Source organism: Fredinandcohnia onubensis (assembly GCF_002734285.1).
In the GTDB taxonomy this organism is placed as follows: Bacteria; Bacillota; Bacilli; order Bacillales; family Bacillaceae_L; genus Ferdinandcohnia; species Ferdinandcohnia onubensis_A.
The window spans coordinates 61391-78508 of record NZ_NSEA01000020.1 but is presented as its reverse complement, the minus strand read 5'-3'; the positions used below and the strand labels follow the sequence as shown (position 1 = coordinate 78508).

Below are 17118 nucleotides of genomic sequence, written 5' to 3'. Positions count from 1 at the left end.
TTCATAGAACTTTTGACACTACCCTTTGCTAAACGATCTAACACTTTTACTATGTCATTTTCTAAATAAAAACCCCGATATGTATGAGTCACACTCTTAGGTGATTATCCTTAAATAATGCGTCCAAAGCATCTAAATTAGCAATATTCAAAGTGGAATCCATTTTGTTATTCTTTCTAGTATCGCTAACACTACTTGTTTTAACTTCAACATTATTATTAAAAGTAATATTTTTATCAATATCACTATCATTAGCACTATTAATATTTTTATTGCTAGCAATATCTATGTTATTATCGTCGTCAGTACTACTATTGCTATCTTTTTGTTTCATAGATTCTAACATTGTATCAGCCGCCGTTTTCTTCTTATTTTTATTTATTAGCACCCTATACCAAGCGGCTCAGGCATCTTGAATTTCAAACAATCGTTTGTTTAAACGAAATTCTGTCATGCAAAAAATGGCTGTTATATATCGTAATACAGCCATTTTATTATTCTACTCTATTTCTTTTCCAACGCGAGCCTGCGAATGACCTCCTCATGCTGCGGATACTCTTTTAGTAATTCCTCTTGTGAAAATAATTCAAAATCCTCGAATTCAAATCCCGGAGAAACCATGCAGCCAACAAGTGAAAATGTATTTGCTTCTTTAACTGAAGACCCAAATATCGAATTTTTTGGCACAAGAACTTGTGGAACCTCTCCCTCCTCAAGCTTTAGGCCAAGGTTTACTTCCTTGTATTCTCCTTGTTCGTCAATTATATGTACGGTTAAGGAACTTCCCCCATGGTAATACCAGAGCTCATCTGATTGCAATCTATGTAAATGAGAGATGTCTTCAGATCTCAGTAGAAAATAAATACTTGTATATAGTTTTCTTTGTTTATCTTGCTCCGTATGAGTCTTCACATCCGAAGCAAAGATTTGTTTGTAGAACCCGCCCTCTGGATGTGGCTCAAGCCCGAGATGTGATATATAGAATTGTGCATCATTTGTGTTCATTAAAATACTCCCTTCACCTAAACTCTTTGATATTTGAAACATCATTCCTCGTACAATGAATAATACCTCTATTTGGTAAAAAACTATATATATTCACTTCTCATAAGGAGGATATCTATGTCTTTTACCAACATATTTTTAAAAATTCGTTCAAACTTCATGTATCTTCCTACCTTGTATGGCATTGTTGCATTTTTAATGGCACTTCTTAGTATAAAGCTAGAATCAATTTTTATGAAACAAAGCCGCCCTTCAACACATCATTCCAAGCGCGCTCTTTACAGATATTAGCTTAGCTCGTACCATTTTAAGTACCATTTCCGCTTCACTATTGACCATTACAACCATAACATTTTCAACAATCCTAGTCGTATTAACGACCTATCTATCTAACTTTTCTCCACGGACACTTCAGAACTTTATTACAAATCATAGCACTCAACGTGTTTTAGGAACGTTTGTAGGTGGCTTTATTTATTCCATTGTATTATTACTTGTCTTAGAGGATGCTGGTCCTGGTACGAGGTATATTGTTCCTTCATTGGCGATTGCGATTTCAATCATTTGCTTATTTGTATTTGTTTTCTTCATCCATCATGTAACAAGTTGGATTCAAGTGAGTAATCTTATTTACAATATTACGCAAAGTACAACAAAAAGAATTGAGAATGATCTATCTGACTTGAAGGATGTTAATGAAGATCCTCCTTGGGATGATTGGGAAGGTGAGGAAATCAAGCATATTAATCCTCAACCAATTTTTTTAGACAAAGTAGGGTATATTCAATTTATTGACACTAATGGGATTATTGAACAAGCTTATCAACATGACTGTATTATTCGAGTTGAAAGAAACATCAATGATTTTGTGGATGAGGAGACGGTTGTCCTATCAATCTGGGGTAAAAAAGAAGAAACGTCATTAATGGTTTATGAAAAGTTTATCACTATCGGTTCAAAGCAATCACCTTTTCCCAACATCGAGCTCGGTATGACAAAAATTGTAGAAATCGCAGTACGAGCACTTTCACCCGCAATAAATGATCCCAATACAGCTATTAACTGCATTGATAATTTAGGTCGAATTTTAATAAAACTGAGCAAAAAGCACTTACCTAAATCCTATTTTAATGATAAGAATAGGAACCTTCGTGTTATTTTTGATCAACCAACATATTCTGATTATTTATATAAAAGTTTTTCTCAAATACTCAGTTATGGTGTCCATGATGTTACGATTCTATTGGCAGTATTTCGTGTCCTTACTTCTATCGCCAATTCCTCCCAACAATCTAGAAAGACAATATGGGATTTTGCTCAGTTTGTGGTTGAGAGAATTAATAAAGGGGAATTGCTATCACTTGATCGACAATATCTTAACAAACAACTTAAAAGACTTGCGAATGCTACAGGACATAGCAAAGAATATCAATCACTATAGTAAGTGGTATTTGAAAAAAAATTGAGGGAGAGCTATTCTTCTCCCCCAATTACTCACCTATATTTTAACCTGAGTGCCTACCCCTGTCCGCAATGCTTTCTCATAGACAGCAGCTGCTACGGCGAGATCAAAATAGGCGATTCCAACGGATTTAAAAAATGTAATCTCTTCATTGTCTTCACGACCTATAATCTTTCCAGAAGCAAGTTCTCCTAGTTCGCCATGTAAGTCCGAGAAACTCCATAGCCCTTTCTCCGCTGGAATAATCAAGTCACCTGCCTCATCTTTAACCCCTTCAATCGTATCCGCAACGATCTTCGAACACCTCAAGACCGTCTCTTTACCGACTTCTTGCATATGCGGAAGATAAGAGCCAACCCCGTTTATATGGGTTCCAGGCTGTAATGATTTCCCTGAAAAAACAGGTGTATCAGATCGAGTTGCACAGATAACAATATCTGCTTTAGAAACCGCTTCATCAGGATGATCCATGATTGTAATCGAACCTGTATATCCCGGGCTTAATTCTGCAATTCTTTTTTCAAACATTATAGCCTTTTCCTTTGTACGGTTATATAGCATGATTTCCTTTACTTCACGTACCTCTATAACCGCTTGTAGCTGCTCCTCTGCCATCGCACCAGTTCCAATTACAGCAACAGATGAAGCGTCTTTTTTCGCTAAATGCTTTGTTGCAATTCCACTAACAGCCCCGGTCCGCAAACGAGTTAAATATGAAGCATTGATACAGGCGAGATGCTCTCCATTTTCAGTATCACTTAGTAAAATGACACCTTGTGTCGTTTTCTTGCCAACGGAAGGATTATGCGGAAAAATGGTCACAACCTTGACGGCCGATTTTCCAACCGGTTCCATTGAGCTTGGCATGTATAAAGCAGATGCTTCTTTTTCAGGAAAGACCAGAACCGTTCGGTGAGGATTCATTACCTTACCATCATGATTGTGTATAAGTGCAGCTTCTAAATCTTGAATTGCATCCGACATAGAATATAAGGATCGAATTTGAGATTCTGATAAAATGAGCACTGTATCCCTTCTTTCTATTTTATTTTTTTACCATCATATCATTAAAAGGAAAAAGGAACCGCCACTTGCGATCCCCTTAAACACCTACGCGGTTTCATCATTATCTAAGTCCTCATTCTTTCGATCACGTACGGTGGCAACTGCAATAAGTGATATAGCAGCGGTTAAAATGATATATAACGCAACTGGTACATAGGAATCATTAAAGGCTGCGAGTAATGCCGTTGCAACAAGCGGAGCCGTGCCACCAGCAACTGCAGCCCCGATTTGATACCCCAACGTAATTCCTGTGTAGCGGACATTTGATTTAAAAATCTCTGAAAACATGGTCCCCAGTACGGCTGTAATTGGTGCCCAAATGATTCCTAACCCCAAAATAGTTGCAACAATTAATAATGCAACAGACCCTTGGTGTAGCAGCCAAAAGTAAGGAAAAGCATAAAACATCATTAAAATCGTTCCGCCGACATAAAGTTTTTTACGTCCAACTTTATCGGATAGTCGACCCATGATAGGAATTAATATAGTCGTCACAATCGTTGCAATGGTTACGGCATTTAAGGTTGCTGTGCGAGAGAAACCCAGCTGTGAAGTTGCATAAGAGACGATAAATGTACCGAAAATATAAAATGGTGCCGTTTCAACAACCTTTGCTCCCACAGCAATTAAAACCTCTTTCCAGTGCGTACGCATTGTTTCAATAAAAGGAATTTTAGCTACCTCACCCTTCTCCTGTACTTTTTTGAAAGAAGGCGTTTCCTCTATACCTTTACGAATCCACAAACCGAAAATAACTAAAAATGCACTTAGAATGAACGGAACACGCCAGCCCCATGACATGAACGCAGCCTCTGGCAGTAATGTCATTAATGATAAAGCTAAAGTTCCAAGTAATAATCCTACCGTAACACCCATTTGTGGAATACTTCCGAAGAGTCCACGCTTTTCTTTTGGTGCATATTCGACAGCTAATAAAAGTGCTCCACCCCACTCACCGCCTAGTCCAATTCCTTGAATAAGACGTAGTAAAATAAGTAGAATCGGTGCAATTACCCCGATTTGATCATAGGTAGGAAGAAATCCCATGAGAACAGTTGCCCCACCCATAAGTGAAAGAGTTAGGACAAGTGTTTTCTTTCTCCCAATTTTATCGCCAATATGACTGAAAATGACCCCACCAAGCGGTCGGATGAAAAATGACAAAGCAAATGAAGCGTACGCTAGCATTAATCCAACCGTTGGATCATCACTATGAAAGAATGCTGTATTAAAGACGAGCGCCGCAACAGTCCCATATAAAAAGTAATCAAACCATTCAATCGAACTACCTACAAGGCTTGCAACAAGAACCTTCTTCTCCACTTTCGTTTGCATCTTGTTTCCCCCTTTTTCCTAGTTAAGAAAAATAAAATATTCCAATACCGTATATATTTCGAAACATGGACAACTATTCGCATATTACAAATATTAGGAGGTAAGCCCTGCTTTCCGCGATTTACCAAATAATCCGGAATACATACAAAACTCACGAATGCAAAAACTACGAAAGATAGCATCTGAAAGGAGAAATGAATATGGGTCGTGGAAAAAGTTTTAACCACAAAGAAAAAGGCCATCCTGGCAACTTTCCAAAGAACAGCATAAGTGAAGAAAAAGACCATAGTCGCCAATTTGAGCAAATGGAAGGCATTGTCTCTCATGAAGCTTTTAAGAACCGAGTGAAAGAAGACGAAATGCCTTAAACTAAGTATCTTAAAAGTAAGAACCCCCATGATGGAACCAAGGGGGTTCTTTAGATTTAAGACTAGAGTAAAGCAGGTTATCCTTATGAATAATAAAAAGCTGAATTTTTCAAGAAAGCTTGTACAGGAACCCTTTCATGACAATACACTTATTAAAAAAGTTTGGGGCGAAGCTTGGGGTATTACAAGTGATATCGGGCAGCTAAGAAAAGTATTAATGCATCGGCCTGGAAAGGAAGTTCTAAAACTTCATCAAAATCAAAAGGAAATTGAAGCAGGTCCATTGTTAGGAAAGTATATAAAGGGCACACAACCTGAAGATCTCGAAAACAAATCAAAACCTAATTTACAGGGGGAGGAATACACTGCTTAACACTTCCGCTTATTCGTGAACCCATAAACCAATAAAAAAGGAGCAAGCGCAAAAGTCTTGATCCTTTTTTTCAAATACATGATTATCCTAGAACCTTCGCAATTCGTTCGATTGCCCAATCCAACTCTTCTTTCGTTACGATTAAAGGAGGAGCAAATCGGATGACCGTGTCATGGGTTTCCTTACAGAGGAGCCCCTCCTGCTTTAATGCCTCACAATACGGGCGTGCAGCTTCTATTAGTTCAACTCCGATAAACAAGCCACGACCTCTAACTTCTTTAATGATCGTATTTTTTATCCCTTTTAATTGATTTAAGAAATATTCACCAAGTTCAAGAGATCGCTTTGCTAAATTTTCCTCAATTAATACGTTTAGTGAAGCAATGGAAACTGCACAAGCCATTGGGTTTCCACCAAATGTAGAACCGTGAGAACCTGGGTTAAATACACCTAAGACGTCTTTATTGGCAACGACACAGGATATTGGAAATACCCCGCCTCCTAGAGCTTTACCTAAAATATACATATCAGGTTCTACATCATCCCATTCACATGCGAACATCTTTCCAGAACGACAAAGCCCAGCTTGTATTTCATCCGCAATAAACAGGACATTGTTTTGTTTACATGTTTCAAAAGCTTTCTTAAGATAACCTTCTGGTGGAATAATAATTCCAGCCTCTCCTTGAATGGGTTCAAAGAGAAATGCTGCTGTATTTTCAGTTATCGCATTTTCTAGTGCTTCAATGTCACCATAAGGAACTAGCTTAATTCCCGGTAGCATTGGACCGAATCCACGCTTATATTCTTCTTCAGAAGATAATGAAACGGCCGTCATTGTACGCCCATGGAAATTTCCAATACACGCGATGATTTCAGCTTGATTATCCTTTACTCCCTTAACATCATATGCCCATCTACGTGCCGCTTTAATAGCTGTTTCAACTGCTTCTGCCCCTGTGTTCATCGGTAGTGCCATTTCTTTATTTGTCATTTTACAAATTAATTCATACCATGGACCAAGCTGGTCATTATGAAATGCTCGTGATGTTAGTGTAACGCGATCCGCCTGATCCTTTAAAGCTTGAATGATTTTGGGATGACGGTGACCTTGGTTAACTGCAGAATATGCACTTAACATATCCATATATCTATTTCCTTCAGGATCCTCCACCCATACGCCTTCTGCATTTGAAATGACAATGGGTAGTGGATGATAGTTATTTGCACCAAACTTTTCCGTTTGATTAATAATTGTTTTTGAGTCGCCTTTAATTTGAGCCATCTATTTAACCTCCAGTTGCTATAGTTCTAATGAGAATTTCTTCTTGTCTACTATTTTATGCAAGAATCATGCCAAACTTCTCATATAGGAGCATTTTTCATTACTTTCTTTAAAATGAGAGCATAATATTCAATTTTTCACGCAAATGACCATCTTAAGAAACAACCAAATTTTAAATCTCCATTAGTGAGTGCATGTTTTCTTTGCACCTACTATATTTTTTGCGCAAAAATCCTTTTCGGTTTTCCTCGGTTCATGCAAATATAATTTGCCCCTACTTTTATTTCTCTTATAATAGAAATGAAGGAAAGAGGTGGGGATAACATGAATCAGGTTGAGTTATTAAAAAACAAAGCAACTGAGCAGTTAGTTAATGAAGTGGACGTTGGTATACACGTTGTTGATTCTCAAGGCACAACGATTATATACAATCAAAAGATGGCTCAGATTGAGGGGATGAACCATGGCGATGTTCTAAACAAAAAGCTTGTTGATGTATTTTCATTTCACAAAAACGAGGATAGTACATTGCTTCAAGTACTTAAAACTGGTGTTTCCATAAATAATGCTAAACAGACCTATTTCAACAATCGCGGTCAGGAAATCACCACCATCAATAACACAATCCCGATTATGGATGGCAAACAACGAATTGGAGCGATGGAAATTGCCCGTGATGTTACAAAAGTTGAGAAATTATTACGTGAAAATATGAATCGGAGAAGTGATGCTCATTATACATTTGATAGCATCATGGGAAAAAGCGCTGCAATTTTAGAAGTAATTGAAGCTAGTAAACGTGCTACCAGGACAAGTTCCTCCGTTCTCATTATTGGGGATACGGGTACAGGAAAAGAGCTTTTTGCTCAAAGTATCCACAATGAAAGCAGCAGATCATCCGCTCCTTTTATCTCTCAAAATTGCGCTGCTTTACCGGACAATCTAATTGAAGGTCTCCTTTTCGGTACCAAAAAAGGAGCTTTTACAGGTGCAATTGATCGCCCCGGTTTATTTGAACAAGCAGAAGGTGGCACTTTGCTTTTAGATGAGATTAATTCATTGAATCCTGCTCTACAAGCAAAGCTTCTTCGAGTTATTCAAGAAAAAATGGTACGAAGAGTCGGTGACACGAAGGATAAAAAAATTGATGTGAGGATCCTGGCTACGATGAACGAGGACCCTATTGATGCCATTTCAGAGGGTAGACTTCGAAAGGATTTATATTACAGATTAGGTGTTGTAACCCTTTTTATTCCACCATTACGAAATCGGAAAGAAGACATTAAGGAACTCGCTTTTGCTTTTATGGAAAAATATAATCATCTGTTTGGTTTGCAAGTAACCAACATAGCTAATGAGGTTTTACAGACATTGATTCAATATGATTGGCCAGGGAATGTTCGGGAGTTAGAGCATATTATTGAGGGAGCATTAAATATCATTACCTATGAGGATACGATTTCTTATAACCATCTCCCCATGCATTTTCGAAAAAAAACACACATTAAACCTGTACCTGCAAAAACAAATCCAAAACCATCTGTGATCACAGAGGTTCAACCGTTAGACAATTACATGGAGGAAGCAGAAACCTTATACCTAAAGCAGGTACTTGATCACTATCATTTTAATATCACAAAGACTGCTGAAGCACTTCGCATGAGTCGTCAAAATCTCCAATATCGGTTAAAAAAATATGGAATCAAAAAGCCAAGGTGAGATATCCTTGGCTTTACATCTTTTTATAAAAATCACGCACTTTACTCGTTATCTAAGATCCAACAAATATCATCATATTCCCTCTTTTTTGTACAAATATTGCTCGGGAAATGAGTTGAAATACGTCGAATGAGTAATATGTTCTTGATTCTAGCTTTTGTAAGGTACAATTAAAGAAAGGGATTTTGACGTAGATTATTATTTAAAGGCGAGTGATTTCAGGTGAAACAATATGTCTGGTATGCGAGCTATGGCTCAAATATTAACAGGGATCGATTTCTTTGTTATATAAAAGGTGGGAGACCTAAAGGTTCTACTGAAACTGAGGTTGGGTGTAAAGATACATCCTCTCCAATTGATGAAGGAATTTTTACCATCCCATATCCATTATATTTTGCGAAGGAAGCTCGGAGATGGGACTCAAAGGGTGTTGCTTTTATTGATGGCTCCCCAAATGAGGATACAGCTACCTATAGTAAGAAGTATTTAATTACATCTGAGCAGTTTATTGATGTGTTAAAACAAGAGAATAGCGGTTTGCAATTTGATATCGATTTGCAAAAAGTGAAAGAATCAGGTTCGATGATATTCCGTAAAAAGGCATGGTATGGGAGAATTCTGTATCTTGGTGATGATGGCGGTTATCCGATTTTTACGTTTACCGCCCCTTGGGATATAGAAACTGTTGCATTTAATAAACCGTCCTATGAATATTTGGATACCATTATTTCAGGTCTTAAAGAGTATTATTCTAAAGAGGAAATCATTCAGTATCTAGAAAACAAACCGGGTATAAAGGGAAATTACTCAACCGAGGAGCTTGGAAGATTTTTTTAGGGGAAAAGACTGCTTAACAAGTGACAAAAGCATACGTAGCATAGAATTGCGTATACTTTCTTAAACATTGCTGGATTAAAAACATTCACAAAATCTATAAAATGGTATAAAAGTTTTCGAAAGAATTGAAAAATGTGAAAATAATCCACTTGCGTATCATTTTTAAGAAAAAAAACAACAAATGCATACGTAAAATAGAATTGCGTATGCTTTCTTAAACATTGCTAGATTAAAACCATTCACAAAATCCATATAAAGGTATAAATGATTCTAAAAGAATTGAAAAATGTAAAAATAATCCACTTGCGTATCATTTTCAAGAAAAAAAGCAACGAATGCATACGTAAAATAGAATTGCGTATGCTTTCTTAAACATTGCTAGATTAAATCATTCACAAAATCCATAAAATGGTATAAATGATTATAAAAGAATTAAAAAATGTAAAAACAATCCACTTGCGTATCATTTTTAAGAAAAAACAACAACAAATGCATACGTAAAATAGAATTGCGTATGCTTTCTTAAACATTGCTAGATTAAAACCATTCGCAAAATCATAAACGACTAAAAAGTTCTCCAAGAATTAATAAGCAAACAAAAAGCACCCTTATTCGCACGACGACAGTAGCTTTCGTCAAGTTGCAAATAAGGGTGCTATAACATATTTATTTTTGTGTCTATTAATTTCTATGGATACTCGTTTTGTTTATCTCAATGAATTTTCGATAGCTTGTTCAAATACAGAAATGATATCTTCGGAATGTTCGATTCCCACAGAGATTCGCACAAGTTCGTTTGTAATTCCTAATGATTCCTGTGCCTCTGGCGGTAGTGCACGATGGGAAGTCTTTAGAGGATGAGACACAGTTGTCTCAACTCCAGCTAATGTAGGAACTAGCTTCACCCAGCCTATCGATTTGAAAAATTGGTTCACATCAGCAGTTTTTGCAAGTTCGATAGATACCATTGCTCCATATCCTGTAGCTTCTGCCTCAAACGGATAGTACACTCTTGCTATATTAGGATTGTTACGTAAAGCGTCCGCCAGTTTTCGAGCATTTGAAGACTGTACCTGCATGCGAACGGCCAATGTTTTTAAGCCCCGAGTTGTAAGCCAAGCTTCAAAAGGACTTACATTTGCACCTATATTCACAACCTTTGCACGTGCTTTTGAAACCAAGTCCTCTCTCCCCACAACAACTCCTGCTGTTACATCGCTATGTCCACCAATATATTTTGTCGCACTGTGAACAACTACCTCTACCCCAAGCTCATATGGGTTGCAGTGATATGGTGTCGCGAATGTGTTGTCTACGACAGTGACTAAGTTATTTCGTTTCGCAAGTTCGACCACTGCTGGTAGGTTTTCTACTCGTAAAAGTGGATTTGTGATTGATTCAGTATAAAGCAGTTTTGTATTTGGTTGGATGGCTTTTTCTACTTGTTCAAGGTCTGCGAAGGAAACAAAGGTTGTTTCAACGCCTAGATTACGCAACTCTTCGTGTAGAAGATGAAAGCTTCCCCCATATACGTCCTCTGCTGCGACGATATGGTCTCCACTTTTTGCAACAGACAGAATTCCAGCTAAAATTGCAGATAGTCCTGAAGATGTAGCGATACCGGCTGGTGCTCCTTCAATTGCTGCTACCATTTGGCCAAGTTCGTCCGTATTTGGATTTCCAGTTCGCGAATATAAGTAATTTCCTTCTCCTTGGTAATAACCCTCTAAATCTTCAAGGTTATCAAAGATAAAAGCCGATGTTTGATAAATTGGTGTTACCTTGCTTCGAATAGGTAATTTCGCTTTTTCTATACTATGTATTAACTTGGTCTCAAACCGTTTTACCATCTTTGTCACCCTTTTTTAGTTATTTATTGCTATTATTCTGAACCTTATTTTAAAGCATGTCAATCAGAATAGTATAAAAAAGAAGAAGCTGCACCTGCAGCTTCTCTCACCTATTCTTTATAGATTGATTGGTCCGTATAATTGTTATAAACCAAATAAATGACAATACAAATCGCGGTTGTAATAAAGCCCCAGCCCAGAGTGATTTGATCGATTACGAGGTAATTATTACATAGTTGCATATTTGTATTTATATATAACACGCCCATACCCAAGTATTTCAATGTAAAAAAGATAAAGACCAGATTTTTTGCACGTTCACTTAGTTTCTTCCAGCTATCTCGTAACGGAACTCCCGCTAAAAAAGATAAACTAAGAAATTTAAAGACTTCCATGCTAGTAATCGTTAATGTCTCGTCCATTGTTTTTGGTATTGTCCAATACACCATAATTACAGTAAATAACAAAATCCCTGGTATTCCGTTTTGATTCCATTTTTCAAAAAACTGCGGAAACCTTTGTTGAAACAGTTTACCCATAAAAAATCCAGCAATTACGATAGAAGGCATTTGCATGTGCATATGGATGATCATGATTGACTCTAGTAAATTAGCAACAGGAGGAAGCGCTAATACGAATAACAGTCCTAGTCCGATTAAAAATTGTTTCATAGCCCTATTCCCCCTTATGATTTTCTAAAATACTAGTCACCTTTGTAGCGGCTTGATCAATTTCCTGATAATCCATTACTTCAATCAGCAAACCATTGGGATCCACTAAATAAAAGGCTGAATTATGTGCAAAGTTTCCTTTTCCATCAGGGATTACGATTACACCAAATGTATCAAGTAAGGTTTGTAATTCCGTTGCGTTCGAAATCCTAGCCATTCTCCATGTTTCTCCATCAGATCCAAAGAAGGTGCGATATTTACTTAAAGTTGTTGGATCGTCCCTTGTGGGATCGAAGCTTATACTTAAAAAGACGATATCTTTACCGATGTATTCTTGAGGAATCTGCTCATAAACTTGCGCCATATTCATTTCCAATTGTGGACAAACTGTTGTACAGGCTGTGTAAATAAAGGTGATGAATACATATTTATCTTCAAACTCAGAAATAGGATATGTCCGCCCCTCGCTATCCTCAAATGTTACATTTGGAAATGCTGGCTTATCCTCAAGTAGTTGGTTTACTCTCGCTGTTTCTGCAGTAAAAGCCTGTAACCCATCGGTTCCTGTATAGAACAGCACACATCCAAATAATAAAATTATTATACTAGCGAATGTCGTTCGATTTTTTTTGATCACGGAGATCACATCCTATTTCTAGTTTTTCCATTACTAATTTTAGAAAGAGATAGCAGAAGTTTCGCTATCTCTCTATTAAGAACCCTCCACTTTCATTTTACCAAGTCTTAAATGGTGGTGATCCTGGAGGTGCATTTACAATCATTTCAGTTAATGGTAATACATATGCCATTGCAATTACTAGAATCATAAGCACAACCCATAGTCCCCAACGCTCTGTCCAGAATGGAGTTTTTGAAGCTGTTTCTTCTACTTCAGCAATTGGGAATTCTGTTTCCCCTTTTGGTGCAAAGAACATCATATTGAATACTGCATATACTTGGATGATGACACCGATTAGTAACAATGTTGCACCGATACCAATTAACATCATAAATGGTTCCCATCCTGCAGCTTGTGCACTTCCAAAGTAGTCTGTGAAAGATGTTCTTCTTGGTGAACCAAGAAGTCCAACCCAGTGCATTGTGATCGCCATGATAACCATACCAATTGTCCAGATGATGGTTTGAATAACACCAAGTCTATTCATTCCTTTAGTTAATACACGACCAGAAATATGTGGAATTAACCAGTACATAATTCCGAAGAATGTCATTACGACTGCCATGCCTAGTGTTAAGTGGAAGTGTCCAACAACCCACATTGTGTTGTGTATAACTTGGTCAAGTTGGTTCGTTGTTTGTGCAATACCACCAGCTCCTGCTGGGATGAAAGCAGCCATTGCGATAAATGGTGATAAGAAGCGAACGTCTCCCCAAGGTAACTTTTTAAACCAACCTAAGGCACCTTTACCACCTTTTGCTCTTCCAGTACGTTCAAATACTGCGAACATTGCCCATGCTGTCATTAATGATGGGAAACCAATTGCTAAACTCATGAATACGTGTAGGAATTTTACTGATAAATTAATTCCTGGGTCAATAATTTGATGGTGGAATCCACCAGTAATGTTCATGATAACTAAGGCAATAACAACTACACGAGTGAGTGTGTCACTCCAACGTTTTCCGCCAATGATCTTTGGTATAATGACATACCAAGCAGATACAGCTGTTAAGTACCAGATATTAACTGCTGTGTGTCCGAATGCCCAGAAAAGTGTACGAGAGACCATTACGTTAATTGTATCTACCCAGCCAAGTGTCCATGGTAGAATCAAGAATAATACTTCAACTGCGACAAATGCTGTTGCACCAACTAGTAGAATAAATACACCTGTTGCAAAGAAAGAAAGGATTGGTAAATGCTGACCTTTATGATTCTTTCTCCAGTTTGCTACTTGAATAAATGCACCAGCTGCTAAAATCCAAATACCTACTACAACCAATGCTAACCCGATATAGAACACTGAGTGTGCTGCCATTGGTGGATAAAAAGTGTACATGACAGATGCTTCATTCATTAGGACAGGAATGACGACTAATACGATACCAAGAATTTTCGTCCAAAAGCCAACCCATGCCATCCTTCTTACTTTAGGTAATAATCCACCTAGATCATGTGAAAGACCTGCGTAAAAGTAACCGATTGTAACAAATGCTGAAAATACCACTACTAATAATAGACCATGTGCTGTTAATACTTGATAATAGTTAAGCCAACTTGGTAATTCTAGAAGACCTGCACGATTTAATCCTTGGAATAATCCAAAAAGTCCACCTAATAATAATGCGATAAATGCTACTGATAAATAGGATTTAGAAATTTTTGCATCCTCTAGATTTACCCCTAAAACTTTATTTGTTTTTTCTTTAAATGTCAGATCTGAATTTTTTAATATAGTTGCCAATGGTCTCCCCTCCTTTATTTAACCGTAATTGTTGTAGACATTAATTGGTGACCAGAACCACAATATTCATTACATAGAATTAAATACTCGCCAGGCTCATCGAACGTTTGAGTGATTTTTTGTATATGTCCTGGCATTACCATTGCGTTTAAGTTTGTACCTGCAACTTGGAATCCGTGAACTACGTCTTTAGATGTCATGATAAAGTGAACCTTTGCACCCGCAGGTACTTCGATTTTTGCTGGGGTAAAGCTAAATATTTGTAACGTCATAACTACTTCATATTCATTTTCTCCGATTTGGTAAACACCTGGTTTATCAAATGGAGCTGTTTCATCAACTTTCTGAGGATCGATTGTTTCCATATGGCTTGGTGGTCCCATTTCTAATGCAAATGTTTGGTATCCTGTGATAAGCATGAATCCAATGATAAGACCGAAACTTATTGTAAGCCATATTTTTTCATCACGATGCATTTTCATTTTTTTCCCTCCTAGAATCTAGCCATAAATAGGCCGAATAGTAATAGATACGTAGCAAGAATGACTGCTCCAACAACACCAACTGAAATCCAGGTTCCAACTAATCTTTCCGAATTTCCCCCGTTTGTATTTTTATTGCGGTTAACTTTTGAAGCTCCCATCCAACTCAACCTCCTTATGTTCTTCTTACTTACATCATAATTAGGAACGGTTCTCAATGTTGTGAACTGAATCACACATCAAGTGTAATTTTTAATACACTCATTAAAAAAAGACGAGAAAAAAAGCTATTTCTCGTCCTTCAACCCCTAATAAAAACACAATAAAACCGCTCTAATTCGCCATTTTGCAGACGTTTCCTTCCCTGTTCTCTTCCTAGAAATTCAAAAATGACAAATTGGTGAACTAACCCCTACACAAAAAAAGCAGCTTCCGAATTTGGAAGCTACTTAATCAAGGTGATAAACTAAAAATCTCTCATATGTGTTTTTCTCAAACAATCCGGGAATGATGATCTCCTTCTTCATTAGAAAAGGTGTATTGGTTTCAATAAAATAGGTGTACTCGGTTGATCCATAATAAAGAATGATTTCTATGTTTCGTGGATTCTGTTCATATGAACGAAGGATATTGGACAATGTATGCTTAAAAACCTGAATAGAAAAAGGATTAAAAAAGTAAAAACGATTATCAAGGGAGTCGATCTCATATTCCTGTGCGGCACAATGGTGAAGCTCAATTTCACCTTCTTGATAACCTGACTTTTTTAAATAACGTACTCTGTTTTCATTAGCTTCATTATAGAGACTTTTGTCAATTTCAACCCCCACAACAGTAGTCCCAAAATGGTGATGAATATAAAAAAGAAGTCTACCCTTGCCACATCCAAAATCCACCACTCGGTCTGTTTCCTTCAATTGATAATGCAAAAATAGTGCATCGAGCCCATCATATGGTGTCGGTTCATAACGGTGATAATGAATGGATGGGCTAAATCCCTTTTGTCCTCCACTTGTTTTTACATGTAAAAGTGCATCGTAATACTTATCATCCATTGATAGTCTCCTAGCCATGATCTGATTAAAATAGTATCCCTCTCAAAGCAAATGTGAGCTTTTCAGGATTACGAATGGAAAAGATATGTTTGATTTGATTTTTTTCTATTTCAAAGCATACCACATTTTCTGGTCTTTTATCTCGTTTAATCAAGTACAAAAAGATTTGAATTTGGTTGTAAAATATTATTGGCACAAAAAACCCCCGCTACATGAAAGTAACGAGGTTCGGATCAAGCCTATCCAAAATACTTCGGTAATGTAACAACAACCATTAATAGGAAGATGATCAAAATATAATTCACGGAATACAGAAAGTTCCAGCGAGCCCATTTCATATCATCCTTAACCGTAAATCCTTTGACACTCAATATAATCCAACCAATATTAAGCAATGTCGAGAGTACGACGAAAGCCATTCCAAGGTCCCCTAAAAAGAATGGCATGGGAAACAAACAGATGACCCAGAACAGAAAATGCTTTTTCGTTACCTCAAACCCATGAACGACTGGAAGCATCGCAACCTTAGCAGCTTTATACTCTTCATACTTTCTCATCGCAATCGCATACGTATGAGGCATTTGAAATACAAACAAGATTAAGAAGAGCATAATTGGAACGATATGATCGATAGGTGCAACCGCGGCCCACCCCATTAAAGGAGATACCGCGCCAGAAACACTTCCAATCACAGTATTAATTGTAAATCTGCGCTTTGACCACATCGTGTACAACACAACATATGTGAACCAGCCTATAAATGTAAAAAAGATAGCTTCAAATGTTGTGAAAAATAGAAATATGAATCCTAAAACAGTACAAATGATTCCTAATACCAGAACAAATTTCAATGAAAAATTGCCTGTTACAGTTGGTCGCTTTTTTGTTCGATCCATGACTGTATCAATGTCAACATCATACCAGTTGTTTATAATAAGAGCCCCCGCCATAACGAGAGTACTTCCGATCATCGTATATATAAACAATCCCAGGTTGTCCTGAAAAGATGCGCCCGTAAAGTAAATAGCTAACCAAAATCCTGAGAACACGGGTAGAACATTAGCTAATAAAACCCCTGCCTTAAAAAGCGATTTAAGGTCAGCTATGAGGGATGTTTTTTGTATTTGAATTTCTGTTTGCATGGATATCCTCTCTCCTACAGTTCTATTAGAAGAACATTATGCT

General features: G+C 37.2%; 19 protein-coding genes. 6 read left to right on the top strand and 13 right to left on the bottom strand.

Going from position 1 to position 17118, the window contains the following annotated elements:
- Positions 1 to 88 precede the first annotated feature (88 nt).
- Together CKJ95_RS18955 and CKJ95_RS18950 are read right to left on the bottom strand one after the other, a co-directional pair.
- A complete protein-coding gene (locus CKJ95_RS18955; protein ID WP_099355015.1) occupies positions 89 to 346 on the bottom strand; it encodes a hypothetical protein in 258 nt (85 codons plus the stop codon).
- 158 nt (positions 347 to 504) lie between these two features.
- Positions 505 to 1005: a cupin domain-containing protein gene (locus CKJ95_RS18950; RefSeq protein WP_099355014.1), complete on the bottom strand. Its 501-nt coding sequence runs from the start codon at positions 1003 to 1005 to the stop codon at positions 505 to 507.
- A gap of 117 nt (positions 1006 to 1122) precedes the next feature.
- Here CKJ95_RS18950 and CKJ95_RS23555 point away from each other — a divergent pair, with 117 nt between their 5' ends.
- Both CKJ95_RS23555 and CKJ95_RS18945 read left to right on the top strand, forming a co-directional pair.
- On the top strand, positions 1123 to 1296 hold the full coding sequence (locus CKJ95_RS23555; protein WP_180271583.1) for a hypothetical protein: 174 nt from the start codon (positions 1123 to 1125) through the stop codon (positions 1294 to 1296).
- A 40-nt stretch (positions 1297 to 1336) separates the two neighbouring features.
- Positions 1337 to 2446, top strand: coding sequence for a DUF2254 domain-containing protein (locus CKJ95_RS18945; RefSeq protein ID WP_257215861.1), 1110 nt, complete (start codon positions 1337 to 1339; stop codon positions 2444 to 2446).
- A 57-nt stretch (positions 2447 to 2503) separates the two neighbouring features.
- On the opposite strand, the gene CKJ95_RS18940 is transcribed toward CKJ95_RS18945, so the two are convergent.
- Positions 2504 to 3493 (bottom strand): ornithine cyclodeaminase family protein, encoded by a 990-nt coding sequence (locus CKJ95_RS18940; RefSeq protein WP_099355012.1) that lies wholly within the window; start codon positions 3491 to 3493, stop codon positions 2504 to 2506.
- An 84-nt stretch (positions 3494 to 3577) separates the two neighbouring features.
- Positions 3578 to 4867: an MFS transporter gene (locus CKJ95_RS18935; RefSeq protein WP_099355011.1), complete on the bottom strand. Its 1290-nt coding sequence runs from the start codon at positions 4865 to 4867 to the stop codon at positions 3578 to 3580.
- A 200-nt stretch (positions 4868 to 5067) separates the two neighbouring features.
- Between CKJ95_RS18935 and CKJ95_RS23550 the strand changes: the two genes are divergently transcribed.
- Entirely contained in the window at positions 5068 to 5235 is a 168-nt protein-coding gene (locus CKJ95_RS23550; protein WP_165439160.1) for a hypothetical protein, read from the top strand.
- Between the two features lie 85 nt (positions 5236 to 5320).
- Positions 5321 to 5608, top strand: coding sequence for a hypothetical protein (locus CKJ95_RS18930; RefSeq protein WP_099355010.1), 288 nt, complete (start codon positions 5321 to 5323; stop codon positions 5606 to 5608).
- An 82-nt stretch (positions 5609 to 5690) separates the two neighbouring features.
- Here CKJ95_RS18930 and CKJ95_RS18925 read toward each other — a convergent pair whose 3' ends face one another.
- Positions 5691 to 6893 carry an ornithine--oxo-acid transaminase gene (locus CKJ95_RS18925; protein WP_099355009.1) on the bottom strand — a complete coding sequence of 401 codons (1203 nt, stop codon included), beginning with the start codon at positions 6891 to 6893 and terminating at the stop codon, positions 5691 to 5693.
- Positions 6894 to 7217: 324 nt separating this feature from the next.
- Between CKJ95_RS18925 and CKJ95_RS18920 the strand changes: the two genes are divergently transcribed.
- Together CKJ95_RS18920 and CKJ95_RS18915 are read left to right on the top strand one after the other, a co-directional pair.
- Positions 7218 to 8612 carry a sigma-54 interaction domain-containing protein gene (locus tag CKJ95_RS18920; protein ID WP_099355008.1) on the top strand — a complete coding sequence of 465 codons (1395 nt, stop codon included), beginning with the start codon at positions 7218 to 7220 and terminating at the stop codon, positions 8610 to 8612.
- Between the two features lie 222 nt (positions 8613 to 8834).
- On the top strand, positions 8835 to 9449 hold the full coding sequence (locus tag CKJ95_RS18915; RefSeq protein WP_099355007.1) for a hypothetical protein: 615 nt from the start codon (positions 8835 to 8837) through the stop codon (positions 9447 to 9449).
- Between the two features lie 707 nt (positions 9450 to 10156).
- Here CKJ95_RS18915 and CKJ95_RS18910 read toward each other — a convergent pair.
- From CKJ95_RS18910 to cyoE, 8 genes are all read right to left on the bottom strand, one after another.
- Positions 10157 to 11299 carry a trans-sulfuration enzyme family protein gene (locus CKJ95_RS18910; protein WP_099355006.1) on the bottom strand — a complete coding sequence of 381 codons (1143 nt, stop codon included), beginning with the start codon at positions 11297 to 11299 and terminating at the stop codon, positions 10157 to 10159.
- A gap of 110 nt (positions 11300 to 11409) precedes the next feature.
- The gene (locus CKJ95_RS18905; protein WP_099355005.1) at positions 11410 to 11970 is read right to left on the bottom strand and encodes a hypothetical protein; all 561 of its coding nucleotides are present in this window, start codon (positions 11968 to 11970) and stop codon (positions 11410 to 11412) included.
- A 4-nt stretch (positions 11971 to 11974) separates the two neighbouring features.
- Positions 11975 to 12607 carry an SCO family protein gene (locus tag CKJ95_RS18900; protein WP_099355004.1) on the bottom strand — a complete coding sequence of 211 codons (633 nt, stop codon included), beginning with the start codon at positions 12605 to 12607 and terminating at the stop codon, positions 11975 to 11977.
- 97 nt (positions 12608 to 12704) lie between these two features.
- On the bottom strand, positions 12705 to 14396 hold the full coding sequence (locus CKJ95_RS18895; RefSeq protein ID WP_099355003.1) for a cbb3-type cytochrome c oxidase subunit I: 1692 nt from the start codon (positions 14394 to 14396) through the stop codon (positions 12705 to 12707).
- Positions 14397 to 14410: 14 nt separating this feature from the next.
- Positions 14411 to 14878 (bottom strand): cytochrome c oxidase subunit II, encoded by a 468-nt coding sequence (locus CKJ95_RS18890; protein ID WP_099355002.1) that lies wholly within the window; start codon positions 14876 to 14878, stop codon positions 14411 to 14413.
- 11 nt (positions 14879 to 14889) lie between these two features.
- Positions 14890 to 15039, bottom strand: a complete 150-nt coding sequence (locus CKJ95_RS23545; RefSeq protein WP_180271122.1) for a hypothetical protein — start codon at positions 15037 to 15039, stop codon at positions 14890 to 14892.
- A 288-nt stretch (positions 15040 to 15327) separates the two neighbouring features.
- On the bottom strand, positions 15328 to 15933 hold the full coding sequence (locus CKJ95_RS18885; RefSeq protein WP_099355001.1) for a class I SAM-dependent methyltransferase: 606 nt from the start codon (positions 15931 to 15933) through the stop codon (positions 15328 to 15330).
- A gap of 239 nt (positions 15934 to 16172) precedes the next feature.
- Positions 16173 to 17075, bottom strand: a complete 903-nt coding sequence (gene cyoE / locus CKJ95_RS18880) for a heme o synthase (RefSeq protein ID WP_099355000.1) — start codon at positions 17073 to 17075, stop codon at positions 16173 to 16175.
- Between the last annotated feature and the right edge of the window lie 43 nt (positions 17076 to 17118).

Bases quoted from the DNA above. Each gene is read 5' to 3' on its own strand.
- CKJ95_RS23545 (WP_180271122.1), bottom strand. From the start codon at position 15,039: ATGGGAGCTTCAAAAGTTAACCGCAATAAAAATACAAACGGGGGAAAT.
- CKJ95_RS18950 (WP_099355014.1), bottom strand. From the start codon at position 1,005: ATGAACACAAATGATGCACAATTCTATATATCACATCTCGGGCTTGAG.
- CKJ95_RS18885 (WP_099355001.1), bottom strand. From the start codon at position 15,933: ATGGATGATAAGTATTACGATGCACTTTTACATGTAAAAACAAGTGGA.
- CKJ95_RS18910 (WP_099355006.1), bottom strand. From the start codon at position 11,299: ATGGTAAAACGGTTTGAGACCAAGTTAATACATAGTATAGAAAAAGCG.
- CKJ95_RS18925 (WP_099355009.1), bottom strand. From the start codon at position 6,893: ATGGCTCAAATTAAAGGCGACTCAAAAACAATTATTAATCAAACGGAA.
- CKJ95_RS23555 (WP_180271583.1), top strand. From the start codon at position 1,123: ATGTCTTTTACCAACATATTTTTAAAAATTCGTTCAAACTTCATGTAT.
- CKJ95_RS18920 (WP_099355008.1), top strand. From the start codon at position 7,218: ATGAATCAGGTTGAGTTATTAAAAAACAAAGCAACTGAGCAGTTAGTT.
- CKJ95_RS18955 (WP_099355015.1), bottom strand. From the start codon at position 346: ATGTTAGAATCTATGAAACAAAAAGATAGCAATAGTAGTACTGACGAC.
- CKJ95_RS18890 (WP_099355002.1), bottom strand. From the start codon at position 14,878: ATGAAAATGCATCGTGATGAAAAAATATGGCTTACAATAAGTTTCGGT.
- CKJ95_RS18935 (WP_099355011.1), bottom strand. From the start codon at position 4,867: ATGCAAACGAAAGTGGAGAAGAAGGTTCTTGTTGCAAGCCTTGTAGGT.
- CKJ95_RS18930 (WP_099355010.1), top strand. From the start codon at position 5,321: ATGAATAATAAAAAGCTGAATTTTTCAAGAAAGCTTGTACAGGAACCC.
- cyoE (WP_099355000.1), bottom strand. From the start codon at position 17,075: ATGCAAACAGAAATTCAAATACAAAAAACATCCCTCATAGCTGACCTT.
- CKJ95_RS18905 (WP_099355005.1), bottom strand. From the start codon at position 11,970: ATGAAACAATTTTTAATCGGACTAGGACTGTTATTCGTATTAGCGCTT.
- CKJ95_RS23550 (WP_165439160.1), top strand. From the start codon at position 5,068: ATGGGTCGTGGAAAAAGTTTTAACCACAAAGAAAAAGGCCATCCTGGC.